Annotated in this window: 12 protein-coding genes; 10 read left to right on the top strand and 2 right to left on the bottom strand. The window is 66.2% G+C overall.

All coding sequences use genetic code 11. From position 1 onward, the window contains the following. Positions 1-386: 386 nt before the first annotated feature. Positions 387-1,163 (bottom strand): CsgG/HfaB family protein, encoded by a 777-nt coding sequence (locus tag NFW05_RS17490; protein WP_295309912.1) that lies wholly within the window; start codon positions 1,161-1,163, stop codon positions 387-389. A 344-nt stretch (positions 1,164-1,507) separates the two neighbouring features. Here NFW05_RS17490 and NFW05_RS17485 point away from each other — a divergent pair, with 344 nt between their 5' ends. Continuing rightward, positions 1,508-2,734, top strand: coding sequence for a tetratricopeptide repeat protein (locus tag NFW05_RS17485; protein WP_295309911.1), 1,227 nt, complete (start codon positions 1,508-1,510; stop codon positions 2,732-2,734). Between the two features lie 91 nt (positions 2,735-2,825). Here the strand turns inward: NFW05_RS17485 and NFW05_RS17480 are convergent, their stop codons facing one another. Then, a complete protein-coding gene (locus NFW05_RS17480; RefSeq protein WP_295309909.1) occupies positions 2,826-3,686 on the bottom strand; it encodes an alpha/beta hydrolase in 861 nt (286 codons plus the stop codon). A gap of 538 nt (positions 3,687-4,224) precedes the next feature. On the opposite strand from NFW05_RS17480, the gene aroC reads away from it, so the two are divergent. The 9 genes from aroC to NFW05_RS17435 all read left to right on the top strand — a co-directional run bounded on the left by aroC (position 4,225) and on the right by NFW05_RS17435 (position 14,564). After that, entirely contained in the window at positions 4,225-5,328 is a 1,104-nt protein-coding gene (gene aroC / locus NFW05_RS17475) for a chorismate synthase (protein ID WP_295309907.1), read from the top strand. 79 nt (positions 5,329-5,407) lie between these two features. After that, the gene (locus NFW05_RS17470) at positions 5,408-5,659 is read left to right on the top strand and encodes a DUF465 domain-containing protein (RefSeq protein WP_295309906.1); all 252 of its coding nucleotides are present in this window, start codon (positions 5,408-5,410) and stop codon (positions 5,657-5,659) included. A gap of 48 nt (positions 5,660-5,707) precedes the next feature. Then, positions 5,708-6,928, top strand: a complete 1,221-nt coding sequence (locus tag NFW05_RS17465) for an MFS transporter (RefSeq protein WP_295309904.1) — start codon at positions 5,708-5,710, stop codon at positions 6,926-6,928. Continuing rightward, positions 6,918-7,766 carry a M48 family metallopeptidase gene (locus NFW05_RS17460; RefSeq protein WP_295309902.1) on the top strand — a complete coding sequence of 283 codons (849 nt, stop codon included), beginning with the start codon at positions 6,918-6,920 and terminating at the stop codon, positions 7,764-7,766. The genes NFW05_RS17465 and NFW05_RS17460 overlap by 11 nt, the downstream gene beginning before the upstream one ends. 96 nt (positions 7,767-7,862) lie before the next feature. After that, positions 7,863-9,281, top strand: a complete 1,419-nt coding sequence (gene leuC / locus NFW05_RS17455; protein ID WP_295309900.1) for a 3-isopropylmalate dehydratase large subunit — start codon at positions 7,863-7,865, stop codon at positions 9,279-9,281. Beyond that, positions 9,281-9,412: an entericidin A/B family lipoprotein gene (locus NFW05_RS17450; RefSeq protein WP_295309899.1), complete on the top strand. Its 132-nt coding sequence runs from the start codon at positions 9,281-9,283 to the stop codon at positions 9,410-9,412. The genes leuC and NFW05_RS17450 overlap by 1 nt, the downstream gene beginning before the upstream one ends. Positions 9,413-9,432: 20 nt before the next feature. Then, positions 9,433-10,071: a 3-isopropylmalate dehydratase small subunit gene (gene leuD, locus NFW05_RS17445; protein WP_295309897.1), complete on the top strand. Its 639-nt coding sequence runs from the start codon at positions 9,433-9,435 to the stop codon at positions 10,069-10,071. Between the two features lie 162 nt (positions 10,072-10,233). After that, a complete protein-coding gene (gene asd, locus NFW05_RS17440; RefSeq protein WP_295309895.1) occupies positions 10,234-11,364 on the top strand; it encodes an aspartate-semialdehyde dehydrogenase in 1,131 nt (376 codons plus the stop codon). A gap of 254 nt (positions 11,365-11,618) precedes the next feature. After that, the gene (locus NFW05_RS17435) at positions 11,619-14,564 is read left to right on the top strand and encodes a FimV/HubP family polar landmark protein (protein ID WP_295309893.1); all 2,946 of its coding nucleotides are present in this window, start codon (positions 11,619-11,621) and stop codon (positions 14,562-14,564) included. Positions 14,565-14,570 lie beyond the last annotated feature (6 nt).

The following is a 14,570-nucleotide window of genomic DNA, read 5'->3' as shown; positions in this document are numbered from 1 at the left end:
CACCCCGGCAGGCTCGCCACGTGAGCTTGCTGAACATTGTGGCTAATCAAGAAACGTCATGACCCTGTGCCCGATCGCGATCGTCGCCGGCTGTGTCAAGTGTCCGGCCTTTTCCATTTGCCCGCTGAAGACGATTCTCGGCGACGCGCCGAAGTCCGAAACGGAATCGTCTCCGCCACCGGCAGACAAGAAATAGGCGGCCGCCGCAACAGCGTCTGCGACGAGCGAATCGCTCCCGTCCGGCATCCGTAGCGTGCCGCGCGCCGTTTCGACGCGCGCGATGGCTGCCGGAAGGATGCAACCCGAGCCTGTCGACGGCTCGCTCGCGGTGCTGCAGTCGTAAGGCCAGCAGCAGCCGGGCTGCTGCCCGGTGCTGATCCGGGCGGTTAAGGCTGTTTCGGGCGCTTGGGCTTGCCACCCTGAGCGTCGGAGGCCCCCTGAACGCCGAGCTGTCCGCCGGTTCCGAGCCCGCCCTTGACTTCCTGCGCCTTGTAGTTGCGAACCGCGCGCACGAGGTTGTTGTACGAGTCGGTGAACGCCGCGACGATGACCTTGCCTTCGGCGGTGTTGGCGTAGCCGCCGCCGACGCCGCCGAGTGCGCCGCCGAACAGGCCGCCGATCGCTCCGAAGTCCATGTTTCGCGCGCTGCCTTCGGCTGCCGCGAGTTGGACACCCGAGCGATTGTCGACGAGGGTCAGCATCGTGCTCGCCTCCTTGAAGCTCGCGCTCGCGGCGAGCACTCCGAGCACGCCGCCCCAGCCACCGAGGCCCCCACCCATGCCACCGGCGTTGGTGTTGCTGAAGGTGATCGAAGGACTCATCGAATAGTCAGCGGAAACCATCTGGCCCTTGCCGAACTTCGAACCCCTGCGCAGTTCGCCCGTCTGCTCGAGCGCACGCTCCTGCATCATGTTGTTCATTGCCCGCCCGCGGTCGACGACCACGAAGCAGTTCGACTGCTGGACGAGCAGCTTGAGGACCGGCGTCGTCGAGCCGAGGTGCATCTGGCCCGTCAGAACCCCATACCAGGGTGCGTTCGTATCCTCGACGATGGCGATGGTACCCAGCGAGCTGGCGCATTTTTCGAGCTGGGTATTGGCATTTGCCGTCGTCGATCCGGCAGCTGAACCGGTTGCCGTCGTCTTCGCATCGGACGAACCCATCTGCATGCTCGAGCAAGCGGCAAGCAGGCTTCCTGCCGCGGTGGCCAGAGCCACGCGAGCGACACGATTCAAATCGAGAGACGACATCTTCGAACCCCCATCCAGGCGTCAGATCAAACGGCGCCAGCGCCCGCCGACACCGACCACCAGAGCATTATGCCAGAAGACGCCGCAGATCCAGTGTTTCGGAAAGCGCCAGCGTCGTGCGGTGGAGGCTTGCGCACACTGCCGCGTTGCGGCGGCAGGCGCTTTGGCTTGCCTGCCGACTTCTTGCTAGAATCGGAGCCTTTCCGATTACCCGGCGGCCGGAGACGAGTCGCCGGGACAAGCGCCAGAAACCGCCGATGTCCCTGCCTGCGCCTTCTTTCATAGTCATCGTCGGCCTCCTGCTCGGCGGCATCACGCTCGTGGCCAGGGGCGACGAGGTTTCCGACGCCGAGCGGTTGCTCAGGAAAGGGCAGACCGCAGCCGCGCTGGCCAAGATCGACGCCTATCTGGCAACCAAACCACGGCAGCCTCAGGGCGCGTTTCTCAAAGGCGTGATTCTCGTCGATCTGGGCCGCGACGACGAGGCTCTGGCCGTGTTCACGACGCTCGCCGAAGACTTTCCGGAGTTGTCCGAGCCGTATAACAACCTCGCCGTCCTTTACGCGCGGCAGGGCGAGTACGAGAAGGCGCGCCGGGCGCTCGACATGGCGATCAGGACCAACCCGGATTACGCGTTGGCGCGTGAGAACCTCGGCGACGTTTACGCCAGGCTGGCCAGCCAGTCGTACGATCAGGCCCTCAAGCTCGATCCCGGCAACCGAGCGATGCAGGCCAAGCTGGCCCGCTACCGCGAGGGGGGAAGCGTGGTGGCCACCGGCGGCGCCGCAACAGCGCAGGCGGCAGGCTCGCCAGCTCGCCCTGCGGCGACACCCGCAGGGACGGGGACGGCTCGCCAGGCTGGGCGGCCGGCGGCGGCACCGGTACCGGCGGCGCAACCGCAGGCCGAACCGGCAGCGATTGCCGCTGCGCCGGCAGTGCCCGGCAAAGTTGCCGAGGAACCCACCGGAGTCGCGGCCGAGGGCGTGGCCCCGACTGGTGGTACCCCACGGCCTGAAATCGCCTCTGCCGGCGAGGAGAGCGAAGTGCTCAGGGAGCCGGATCGCGGCGTCGCGGCTGGCGGCTGGGACGTCAGGTTCAGCCCCTACACGGTTCATTACCATCCTTCGGACGAGCACAAGTGGGTCGTCCTGCTTGGTGCCGAAAAGGGACTCGGGGGCAACTGGCTCGCCGGCGGCGTCGTCTTCTCCAATTCCTTCGGCCAGCCGAGCGTCTATGTCTATGGCGGCCAGCGCTACGTCAATCCCTTCGGCTTCGAGAACTGGTACGTGCAGTGGACCGCCGGGTTGCTCTACGGCTATGTCGGCAAGTACGAGGACAAGGTTCCGTTCAATCACAACGGCTTTTCCCCGGGCTTCATTCCGCTCATCGGTTACCAGTTCAACAAGTACGTCTATGGCGAGGTCGGTTTTCTCGGCACGGCGGGGCTGATGTTCAGCGCGGTTTTCCCGCTGCCGAAGAACTAGCGCGCGCACCGATTCGCCGCGAGTCCGCCTGGCTTGGCCTGGACACCGGACCGCGGTCGACCCGACGTCTGACCAGTGGCCCCGTGCGCGGTCAGCAGGCTTCAGGCGCTTTGTCGCCTCGAGTACTCAGTCGATCGACAAAGCGCACGATGGCCGCAATCACCCGCTCCGGCTGGTCGCGATGTGGCGAATGCCGGCAGTCGGCAAGCTTGAGCAGTTCGACGTCGGCACAGGATTCGGCGATGCATTCGATCTGGCGCATCGTCGCGTATTCGTCGTCTTCGCCCTGGATCGCCAGGATCGGACAGCGAATCGCCGGCAGGCAGTCGCGGATGTCCCAGTCGCGGAAATTCTCGGAAAGCCAGGTGTCGTGCCACGCATCGAACACGCGGTCTGCGTCGCGATGGAAGGCGGCCAGCCGGTTGCGCAACCGGCCGCTCGCGTAAGCCTCGCCGGCGCGGCGGATTCCGGCGAGGGCCTCGTGCTCCACGAACTCGTGCGGTGCGATGACGACGAGTCCGGCTACGCGGTCGGGGAACGCGGCAGCGTGGATCAGCGCGATCGAGCCACCGTCGCTGTGGCCGATCAGGACCGGCTGGTCGATCTGCAGGGCGGCGAGAACCGCCGGCATCTGCTCGATCGCTTCGTCGTGCAGGTAGCGCGGGGTCCGGGGTCCGGCGAGCGGTGACGAGTGCCCGTAACCCTGGCGTGACCAGCTGAGCACCTGGCAGCCGGTGGCCAGGGCGATGCGCTCGGGGAAATCGCGCCAGAGCGCGACGCTGCCCAGCGCCTCGTGGAGCAGGACGAGGGTCGGGAGGGCGGCTCGTGAGGGCGGGATCGACTGGTACTCGAAGACTTGGCCGCCGATCTTGAGCAGCGCGGGATCTACGAGCGATGGTTGCGCAAGGGCCGTGTCGTGTGCAACGGTTTGCGAAGCCGCCCTGTCGTTCATCGATCCGCTCCCGCTCTGCGAGAATTTCCGGAGAAAGGTCTCGACCTGTCGTCGCCGCTGCAGCCGGATCCGGCAGACGGACATTCTGGTGACATTGACCCTGTCTCTCAACTCTGTGCTCCGTGCACGTCGTCCGACGCGCCAATCGGCGCTTCCCGTTCCGTCGAAAGGGACGGGCGAAGCAAGAACCGGCCTGGATTCCGTCGCGGCGCGACGCACGGGCTCTTTTTTCAAAAGGCGCGAAGCGGCGATCGGCGATGCGGCGACGGATCCGCGGACCGTCGCGGCTCGCCGGGGCAGGCGTCTAGCGGCCTCCCTTGCTGCCACCCTTGTCCCAGACGTAGCGCACCGTGCGCTGCCAGTGCGTCGCAGAATCGCGCGAGGTACTGCCCGGCGGCCCCGGCTGCGGCGGCGACGGCCGTCCAGTCGTGGGCGCTGGCTGGCGTGGCGGTGGTCTTTTCGGCATCTCGGCAGGCTCCGGGAGGCATTCTGGCGCTGTGTTAGACTTCCCGGCCATTGTAGATCTCGAGAGGCAGACATGTCCGGCAACACTTTCGGCACGCTGTTCGCCGTGACGTCCTTTGGCGAATCGCATGGCCCGGCGATCGGCTGTGTGGTCGATGGTTGCCCGCCGGGCCTGGCCCTCGGCGAGGCCGACATCCAGGTCGAACTCGACCGTCGTCGGCCGGGGACGTCTCGCCACGTCACCCAGCGGCGCGAGCCCGATCGCGTCGAGATCCTCTCCGGTGTCTTCGAGGGCCGGACGACCGGGACGCCGATCGCCCTGCTGATCCGCAACCAGGACCAGCGCAGCCGGGATTACGGGAATCTCGTCGATGCGTTCCGCCCGGGGCACGCGGACTACGTCTATACGCAGAAGTACGGCTTTCGCGACCACCGCGGCGGCGGTCGTTCGTCGGCCCGAGAGACCGCCGTTCGCGTCGCCGCCGGGGCGATCGCCCGCAAGTGGCTCGCTGAGCGTCATGGCATCCGCATTCGCGGCTGGATGAGCCAGCTCGGGACGATCGAGATCCCCTTCGTTGCCGCCGACGAGATCGATGGCAATCCCTTCTTTGCGCCGAACGCGTCGCTGGTGCCGGAACTCGAGGCGTACATGGACCGGTTGCGCAAGTCGGGAGATTCGGCCGGCGCGAGGATTACCGTCGTCGCCACGGGCGTGCCGCCCGGCTGGGGCCAACCGGTTTACGACCGGCTGGACGCCGAGATCGCTTATGCGATGATGAGCATCAACGCCGTCAAGGGCGTCGAGATCGGGGCCGGCTTCGCCAGCGTCGCCCAGAAAGGCAGCGAACACGGCGACGAGATGAGCCCGCAGGGTTTCCTCGGCAATCAGGCGGGTGGCGTACTCGGTGGCATTTCGAGCGGTCAGGACATCGTCGTCAGTCTGGCGATCAAGCCGACCTCGAGCATCCGCCTGCCGCGACGGTCGGTGACCGCCGCCGGCGAGGCGACGATCGTCGAGACGCATGGCCGGCACGACCCCTGCGTCGGGATTCGCGCGACGCCGATCGCCGAAGCGATGCTCGCCCTCGTGCTGATCGATCTCGCGCTGCGCCACCGTGCCCAGTGCGGGGACGTGAATTGTGCGACGCCCCGTCTGCCGGCGTCGGCTGCCGGGTGACGGCTTAGCCGGGCAATGGTTATAATCGCGCCGTCTGGTCGCGCAGAGGGCGCGCCGGGTTCCGCACGAGGCCACGAGCATGCAAGTCGAGCACCACGATCTTCCGCACGAGTTTCCCGAGTACCTGGACATCATCGTCACGCTGAAAGCCTCGAACGAGAAGTTTGGTCATTTCTTTGACCAGTACGAACAGCTGACCCGGGAAGTCGAGCGGCTCGAGGAGGAGGATGTGCCGGTTCACGACTTCACCATCGAGAACATGAAGAAGCAGCGCGTCTGGCTGAAGGACCAGATGTACCGAATGCTGCTCGCTTCGAAGAACGGCGGCTGAGCCCGCCCCTCGCCGCGCTTCGGCCCGGTGCATCCGCCAGCATTCCGGATGCATGCGCTGCCCTATTGGCGCCTGTCGGGTTACTACTTCTTCTACTTCGCGTTCATCGGGGCGTTCTCGCCCTATTTCGGCCTCTACCTGCAGTCGCTGTCCTTCTCCGCCTGGGACATCGGTTTCCTGATGTCGCAGATGCAGTTGATGCGCCTTTTTGCACCTTACGCGTGGGGGGCATTCGCTGACCGGACGGCGAGTCGGGTCAGCGTGGTGCGCATTGCCGCCGTGCTGGGGCTGCTCGCCTTCCTCGGTTTTTTTGCCGCCCGTGGCTTCGCCGCGATGCTCGCGGGGATGGCCCTGCTGGCCTTCTTCTGGAGCGCGGCGCTGCCGCTCGTCGAGACGCTGACCTTCGATCATCTGCGCGAAGATCCGGCGCGTTACAGTCGGATCCGGCTCTGGGGTTCGATCGGTTTCATCGTCGCGGTGATGGGCACCGGGCTGCTGCTCGACGCAGTGCCGCTGGTCGGGCTGTTGTGGGCGATCGCCGGCACGCTGCTCGGCCTTCTCGCTTGCGCGATGGTCCTTCCCCAGGCGCCGGCGCATCGGTCTGCGGAAGGCGGGCCGGTGCCGATCGGGGCGATCGTTGGGCAGCCGCGGGTCAGGGCCCTGTTTGCCGCCTGCTTTGCGATGTCAGCGGCGCATGGTGCGCTGTACGTCTTCTACTCGATCCACCTTGCCGAGCACGGCTACGACACGCTGGTCGTCGGCTCGCTCTGGTCGCTCGGGGTCATCGCCGAGATCGTCGTCTTCTGGTTCATCGGCGGGATATTGCGGCGTTTCGCGCTGCGCGGAGTGCTGCTGGCGAGCTTTGCCGCAGCAGTGTTGCGCTTCCTGATCATTGGCTGGGGGGTCGGGAACCCCGGACTGCTGATCTTCGCGCAACTCCTGCACGGGCTGACTTTCGGCGCCTACCACGCGGCGGCGATCGCCGCGGTCAACCGCTGGTTTCCGGGACGCTGCCAGGCGCGTGGCCAGGCGCTGTATTCGGCGGTCTCCTTCGGCGCCGGCGGGCTCGCCGGCGGGTTGCTGAGCGGCTGGACCTGGGGAAACTGGGGGGCGGAGGCCAGCTTCACGCTGAGTTCGGTGTTTGCTCTGGCCGGACTCTGTCTCGTCGCGCTGCGCATCGACGATGCGCCGCTCGACCCGGTCAGCGGAACTCCGTCCTCGCGCGTTGCTGAGCGGGTATGGCGGCAGGGGTTCGTCGATGGGAAATGATCGTCAGTCAGGCATTGTCAGGCTGTGGCCGCTGTTCGTCGCGGCGCTGCTGGTCATCGGTTGCGCGACGACGCGCACGACGAGCAGTGGCGCGGTCGGTGTCGATCGCGAGCAGACGATGCTGGTCTCGTCGGCCGAGGTCAATCGCTCGGCAGCGAAGGCGTACCAGCAGACGCTGCGCGACGCACAGCGCCGGGGTTTGCTGAATCGCGACGCCGACGAGGTTGCCCGGGTCAGGCAGGTCGCCCGGCGGCTGATCCCGGTGACGGTGGTCTTTCGCAGCGACGCACCGGGCTGGAACTGGGAGGTCAACGTCCTGACCTCGAAGGAACTCAACGCCTGGTGCATGCCCGGAGGCAAGATCATGGTCTATTCGGGACTGCTCGACCAGCTGCGCCTGACCGACGACGAACTTGCCGCGGTGATGGCGCACGAGATTGCCCACGCGCTGCGCGAGCATGGCCGGGAGAAGGCTGGCCAGGCGGCCGGCGTGGGCGCCGTGGCGGCGATCGGCGGGGCTCTGCTCGGCGCGTATTTCGGCGTCGATTCGGGGCTCGGCAGGACGGTGATCGGGACGGTCGGCGATCTGGCGTTCATGCGTCCGAACTCCCGGGAGATGGAGCAGGAGGCAGACCGCGTCGGCATCGAACTGGCCGCGCGTGCCGGCTACGATCCCGATGCGGCGATCAGCCTGTGGGCGAAGATGAGTCAGGCCGCCAAGGGGCAGCCGCCGCAGTGGCTGTCAACGCATCCGTCGCACGAGTCGCGGATCGCCGATCTGCGCGCCTATGGGCAGCGTGTCCAGCCTCTGTACGAGGCGTCGCAGAAGACTCGTTGAGCATCGCCGGCGGCAGCTGGTGCCGCTGACCACGGCGCTGTGACATAATCGCCCCTCCTGCCCGCACGGGCTCAACGAAGCAGGACGAGTCAAGCCATGCCGCAAACCCTTTACGACAAGCTCTGGCAGGACCATGTGGTCCACGAAGAAGCCGATGGCACGGCGCTGATCTACATCGACCGCCATCTCGTTCACGAAGTGACCAGCCCCCAGGCCTTCGAGGGCCTGCGCCTGGCCGGACGGAAACCCTGGCGGGCGTCGTCGATCGTCGCCACTGCCGACCACAACACGCCGACCAGCGACTGGGATCGCGGGATACCCGATCCGGTTTCACGGCTGCAGGTCGAAACGCTCGATGCCAACATCCGCGAGTTCGGCGCGCTCGTCTATCTTCCGTTCCGCGACCCGGGCCAGGGCATCGTGCATGTGATCGGTCCGGAGAGCGGGGCGACGCTGCCCGGGATGACCGTCGTTTGCGGAGATTCGCACACCAGCACGCACGGTGCGTTCGGCTGCCTTGCCCAGGGCATCGGTACCTCCGAGGTCGAACACGTTCTGGCGACACAATGTCTGCTGCAGAAGAAGTCGAAGAACATGCTCGTCAGGGTCGACGGGGTTCTCGGTGCGGGAGTGACGGCCAAGGACCTCGCGCTGGCGATCATCGGCAGGATCGGCACGGCCGGGGGGACTGGCTACGCGATCGAGTTCGCCGGCAGCGCGGTGCGCAGCCTGTCGATGGAAGGGCGCATGACGCTGTGCAACATGGCCATCGAGGCCGGGGCGCGCACCGGCTTGGTCGCCGTGGATGAGATCACTCTGGACTACCTGCGCGGGCGTCCGCTGGCGCCCAGCGGAGCGGATTGGGACCGTGCAGTGGTCGCCTGGCAACGACTGCACAGCGACCAGGGCGCTTCGTTCGACCGGGTCGTCGAGCTTTCGGCCTCGGCAATCAAGCCTCAGGTGACTTGGGGAACCTCGCCGGAAATGGTCGTTTCGGTAGACGGGCGGGTCCCTGACCCGGCCGCCGAGGCGGACCCGGCGCGGCGCGAAGCGATCGAGCGAGCGCTGCGTTACATGGACCTGAAGGCCGCGCAGCCGGTCAGCGAGATCTGGGTCGACAAGGTGTTCATCGGCTCCTGTACCAACTCGCGGATCGAGGATCTGCGGGCCGCGGCAGCGGTCGTCAGGGGGCGCAAGGTGGCGCCGAGCATAAGGCTCGCGATGGTCGTCCCGGGTTCGGGGCGGGTCAAGCAGCAGGCCGAGCGCGAAGGGCTGGACGCCGTCTTCCGCGACGCCGGCTTTGCCTGGCGGGAACCGGGTTGCTCGATGTGTCTGGCGATGAACGCCGACCGCCTCGAGGCCGGCGAGCGCTGTGCGTCGACCTCGAACCGCAATTTCGAGGGTCGCCAGGGTGCTGGCGGGCGGACGCACCTGGTCAGTCCGGAAATGGCCGCGGCGGCTGCGATCGCCGGGCACTTCGTCGATGTGCGCGAGTGGCTCGGGCAGGAGAAGTGATGAAGCGCAATCTTCGCCGGATTGTCCTGCTCGGCCTCTTGGCATGCTCGCTCGGCGCGTGCAATACCGTTCAGGGTCTGGGCAAGGATATCCAGAAGGGTGGTCAGGTCATCGAGAAGGCGGCTCGCTAGAGCTTTCGGAAAGGAAGACAATGGAAAAGTTTGTGCGCCTGGAAGGAATCGTCGCGCCGCTCGACCGGTCGAACGTCGATACCGACGCAATCATTCCCAAGCAGTTCCTGAAGTCGATCCAGCGTTCCGGATTCGGGGGAAATCTGTTCGACGAATGGCGCTACGAGGATGTCGGCGAGCCGGGAATGGACAATTCGCAGCGGCCGGTGAAGCCGGAGTTCGTGCTCAACCAGCCTCCTTACCAGGGGGCGACGATTCTGCTCACGCGCCGGAATTTCGGCTGTGGCAGTTCGCGCGAACATGCTCCGTGGGCGCTGGCTGACTTCGGCTTTCGCGCGCTGGTCGCCGAGAGTTTTGCCGACATCTTCTACAGCAATTGCTTCAAGAACGGCATCCTGCCGCTGACCCTGCCCGCTGCGCAGATCGACGAGTTGTTCGCTGCGGTCGAGGCGACGCCCGGCTACCGGCTGACGATCGACCTCGCAGCGCAGCGGGTGCGCCGTGCAGACGGGGAAGAACTGCCGTTTGCCGTCGATGCCTTCCGCAAGGAATGCCTGCTCAACGGCTGGGACGACATCGGACTGACGCTGCGCCAGGCTGACCGGATCAGGGCCTTCGAGGAGAAGCGGCGGAGCGAACAGCCATGGCTGTTCGCCTGATGCGGCGCCACACCTGAGCGGTTTCTGCCGGGACCAGACCGGGCGGTCGCGCCGCGAGTCGAATGCAGGCGAGTGCTGGCGACAGCCGTAAATGGGCAACCGGGGTAGTGGTCGATGCGGCCGGTCGACCTGCCGGCAGTGGTGACGAGAAAGGAAGGGTTGATGAAGAAGGTCGGTCTGGTTGGCTGGCGCGGCATGGTGGGCTCCGTGCTGATGCAGCGAATGGTCGAAGAGGGGGATTTCGAGCACATCGAGCCGCTCTATTTCTCGACCTCGTCGGTGGGCAATCGGGGGCCCGCGTTCGCCGGCAGGGATGGCGGGGTCCTGCAGGATGCGTTGTCGGTCGAGGCTCTCGCCGCGATGGACATCGTCGTCACCTGTCAGGGAGGCGACTACACTCGCGAAGTCTTCCCCCGGCTGCGTGCCTCGGGCTGGCGGGGCCACTGGATCGACGCCGCCTCGACGTTGCGCATGCGCGATGATTCGGTGATCATCCTCGATCCGGTCAATCTCGAGGTGATCAGGAAGGCGCTGGGTTCGGGCGGGCGCAACTGGATTGGCGGGAACTGCACGGTCTCGCTGATGCTCATGGGCCTGGGCGGACTGTTTCGGCACGACCTGGTGGAGTGGATCAGCGCGATGACCTACCAGGCGGCGTCAGGCGCCGGGGCGCAGAACATGCGCGAACTGTTGCAGCAGATGGGCAGACTGTACGAAGCGGTCAGCACCGACCTTGCCGACCCGGCGTCGGCGATTCTCGAAATCGACCGCAAGGTCTCGGAGACGATGCGCGCCGCCGACTTCCCGACAAGCCAGTTCCGCAACACCGCGCTCGCCGGCAGCCTGATCCCGTGGATCGATGTCCCGGTCGAAGGGGGGCAGTCGAAAGAGGAATGGAAGGGTGGCGCGGAGTGCAACAAGATTCTCGGTCGTCCGCCGTTCCGCAGCGCAGGCAGCATCCCGGTCGATGGTCTCTGCGTGCGCATCGGTGCGATGCGCTGCCATTCGCAGGGGCTGACCATCAAGCTGAAGCGGGACCTGCCGATAGATGAACTCAGCGAGATCATCGCGCAGGGTAATCAGTGGGTGAAGGTCGTGGCCAATGAACGCGAGGCCAGCGAGCGCGAGCTGACACCGGCTGCGGTGACCGGCACGCTCGTCGTTCCGGTTGGTCGCCTGCACAAGCTGGCCATGGGGCCCGAATACGTCGGCGCCTTCACCGTTGGTGACCAGTTGCTCTGGGGTGCAGCCGAACCGCTTCGCCGGATGCTGCGCATCCTGCTCGAGGACTGAGATGGGCTGGAGAAATCGTCGAGAGCAGGTCGAGATTGGCGGATTGGGTCAGCGTCAGCTCCGGACCCCGGTCGCCGCTTGGGCCAGAGGCCGGGAATCTTCGGCTTGCATGCGTAACCTCATGATGTTATTTTAGTTATTCAGATTTCGACGCTCGGGGTGGCGGCGTGACCAGAAAACTGTATCCGAAACAAGGAATTGTCCGGCTGCGGAAGTCGGTGTGGGCGGTTGCGTCAGCACTGGCGCTGGGGGCGTTGCCGTTAGGCACCGAAGCGGCTGGTCTGGGCAAGATCACCGTCTATTCGGCTCTCGGCCAGCCGCTGCGGGCAGAGCTCGAGGTCTTTGCGACGCGCGAGGAACTCTCCGGGATGCGCGCGCAACTGGCTTCTCCCGAGGCCTTTCGGCAGGCTGGTGTGGACTATGTGCCGAGCTTGTCGGGGATCAGCCTGAACATCGACAAGCGCCCGAACGGCCAGCCGGTCATCCGCCTGACCTCGAGTCGCCCGCTCAATGATCCTTTCATCGATCTGCTGGTCGAGCTGAACTGGTCGTCGGGCCGCCTGGTCCGCGAGTACACTTTCCTGCTCGACCCGCCCGAGTTCTCGGCGAAGATCACTGGCGGTGCACCGGTGGTCAGCAGGCCAACGGTGAGCGGCAGGGCGTCCGTCGAGGGTCGCGCGGATGAAGAGCGGCCACCCAGAGGACCGGCACGGCGGGCGCGCGTCGAGCGACAACCTGCCGAGGGAGGCGCGAGCTACGAGGTCAAGCCCGGTGACACGCTGACCCGGATTGCCAGCGAACTGCGTCCTGAAGGAATTTCTCTGGACCAGATGCTGTTGGGGCTTTTCCAGGCCAATCCGCATGCCTTTGACCAGGGGAACATCAATCGACTGAAGGCCGGGAAGATTCTTTCGATCCCCGACCAGGCGTCGCTCGCAGCGATTCCCCGAGGTGAGGCGAGGACCACTGTCGTTGCCCAGTCTGCTGACTGGGGCGGTTACCGGCGGAAACTGGCCGGACTGGCTGCCGAGTCGCCGGCCAAGGACGAAGGCGAGGCGCAACGCGCGGGCGGCCGGGTCGCGGCTCGCGTCGAGGATCGAGGTGGCCTGGCAGCCGAGCCCAAGGACCAGCTTCGGGTGTCCAGGACGGACGCCTCAGGCACCAGGCCGGAGGCGGGTTCGCGGCGAGGCGATGAAGACCTGATCGCCAAGGAGAAGGCGCTCAGGGAGGCGAACGAAAGGCTGGCCAGCCTCGAACGCAACGTCGCCGAGTTGCAGAGGCTGGTTGAAATGAAGAGCCAGACGCTCGCCGAGATCGAGCGACAGGCGACCAGCCGGGGTGCGCCGCCTGTAGAGCCAGGACGCGTAGCCGGAGAGGCCAAGGCTGGCGCTGCTGCGCCGGCCCCGGCCGGTGGCGTGGCAGCGATTCCGGCGCCGGTCACAGCTCCGGCGCCAGTCGCCGCTGAAACACCGCCGACGGCAGGTGCTCCAGCGAAGCCAGTCGAGCCGCCAGTCCCGGAACCAGTGGCCAAGCCGGAAGTGGACTCCGGCGCTGCCAGGCCGGAAGGCCCGGCGGCCCAGCCGGTGGAGCCGCCGAAACCGAAAGTCGTCCCTCCTCCGCCAGTTTCAGAGGAATCCGGATCGTCTGGCGATCGGTTCGGCGGTGGTACGCTGCTCGCTGCCGGAGCGGTCGCGGCTCTTCTCGGCGCTTACTGGTTCATCAGGCGGCGCCGCGAAGCCAGTGTCGAGGCTCCTCAGCTGGAACCCAGCAGTACGCTGGAATCGGTCCCCGACAGCATGGCCACGGCTTCGGTGTTCCGCAGTACCGGGGGGCAGAGCGTCGATACCTCACACTCGCTGGGGCAGACCGACTTCAGTCAGGCCGGGCCAGAGAGCATCGATACCGACGAAGTGGATCCGGTGGCCGAGGCCGATGTCTACATGGCTTACGGACGGGATGCCCAGGCCGAAGAGATTCTTCTCGAGGCCAAACAGAAGGATCCACGTCGCTTCGCGATTTACCTCAAGCTGCTCGAGATTTATCACGGCAGACAGGACCTCAGGCCTTTCCGCACGACGGCCACCGAACTGTTCAACGCGACCGGTGGCGTCGGTCTCGACTGGGAGAAAGCGGTGGCCATGGGGATCCAGGTCGATCCCACGAATCCGCTGTTCGGTGCGGCCGTTCCGCCGCCCGTTCCGCCGACGGCACTGGCGGCCGTGGATCAGCCGGCACCGCCGGGCGGCGATCTGCAGTCTCTGGAAGACACGTTGACCCGGCCCGAGTCATTGCTCCAGGCTGCGGCTGCGGCCGGCGTGAGCGCTGCGTGGCCGGCGGCAGGCGCCCAGGCGGCGAGGCATGCGGAGGCGGGGGCCGAGCCGGCCAATCTCGCCGAACTGGAATTCGAGATCGACCGGAACGAAAACCGACCGGATTCGGCGACCGACGCGTTTCTCGAGACGACCCTCGCATTCGCCAACACGGCGGACGCCACGGCCCTGGACTTCGATGTCGGGACTCCGGTCTCCGGCGAGGCGACATCCGCCGGGCAGAAGGGAGGCCTGCGTTACGTCGAGGATATCAGCTCCTTCGAGCATACGGTGCTGCTACCCCCCGAGCCGGAGAAGGAAGCGCCCGGTGCAGGCGCGGTGCTCGGCTTCGACTTCGAGCTGAGCCCTGAAGCGCCACGCGAGCCTGACTGGCAGTCCATCACGCTCACCCAGGGTGCGTCGGCGGATGCTTCGAAGTTCGGCGAGTCTGCGGGCGACGCGCTGGAGTTCGATGTCAAGCTCACCGAGTCGACGGTCCTCGGCGAAGGTCTGCAGCTTCCCTCTTTCGACCTGGCATCGATCAGCCTGGACCTGAGTGAGCCTGATACGTCGCGGACACTGGACAAGCCGGCTGCCGCCGCGCCGCTCGTCGATTTCTCGTTTGCCAGCGACGAGCAGGACACGGTCGTCAATCCGGATTTCTCGGTGATGCACATGGACACCGAGGTGAATCCCCAGTTTACGGCCGAATCGCCTGGACCCGAGATCACTTCCAGCGAAGAGGTGGCCACCAAACTCGACCTCGCCCGGGCGTATCAGGAAATGGGCGACCTCGAAGGTGCTCGCGAACTGCTGCAGGAAGTGATCAACGAAGGTGACGCGAAGCAGCGCGAGTCGGCAATGGTCTTGCTCGGCCAGTTGCGCGACTGACCATCC

Source organism: Accumulibacter sp. (assembly GCF_023806625.1).
In the GTDB taxonomy this organism is placed as follows: domain Bacteria; phylum Pseudomonadota; class Gammaproteobacteria; order Burkholderiales; family Rhodocyclaceae; genus Accumulibacter.
The sequence above is the reverse complement of the archived record's forward strand: the minus strand, read 5'-3'. Positions and strand labels throughout refer to the sequence as shown.

Coding starts and splice junctions, on each gene's coding strand:
- NFW05_RS17485 (WP_295309911.1), top strand. CDS start 1,508: ATGTCCCTGCCTGCGCCTTCTTTCATAGTCATCGTCGGCCTCCTGCTC.
- leuC (WP_295309900.1), top strand. CDS start 7,863: ATGCCGCAAACCCTTTACGACAAGCTCTGGCAGGACCATGTGGTCCAC.
- asd (WP_295309895.1), top strand. CDS start 10,234: ATGAAGAAGGTCGGTCTGGTTGGCTGGCGCGGCATGGTGGGCTCCGTG.
- NFW05_RS17490 (WP_295309912.1), bottom strand. CDS start 1,163: ATGGGTTCGTCCGATGCGAAGACGACGGCAACCGGTTCAGCTGCCGGA.
- NFW05_RS17460 (WP_295309902.1), top strand. CDS start 6,918: ATGGGAAATGATCGTCAGTCAGGCATTGTCAGGCTGTGGCCGCTGTTC.
- aroC (WP_295309907.1), top strand. CDS start 4,225: ATGTCCGGCAACACTTTCGGCACGCTGTTCGCCGTGACGTCCTTTGGC.
- leuD (WP_295309897.1), top strand. CDS start 9,433: ATGGAAAAGTTTGTGCGCCTGGAAGGAATCGTCGCGCCGCTCGACCGG.
- NFW05_RS17470 (WP_295309906.1), top strand. CDS start 5,408: ATGCAAGTCGAGCACCACGATCTTCCGCACGAGTTTCCCGAGTACCTG.
- NFW05_RS17465 (WP_295309904.1), top strand. CDS start 5,708: ATGCATGCGCTGCCCTATTGGCGCCTGTCGGGTTACTACTTCTTCTAC.
- NFW05_RS17450 (WP_295309899.1), top strand. CDS start 9,281: ATGAAGCGCAATCTTCGCCGGATTGTCCTGCTCGGCCTCTTGGCATGC.
- NFW05_RS17480 (WP_295309909.1), bottom strand. CDS start 3,686: ATGAACGACAGGGCGGCTTCGCAAACCGTTGCACACGACACGGCCCTT.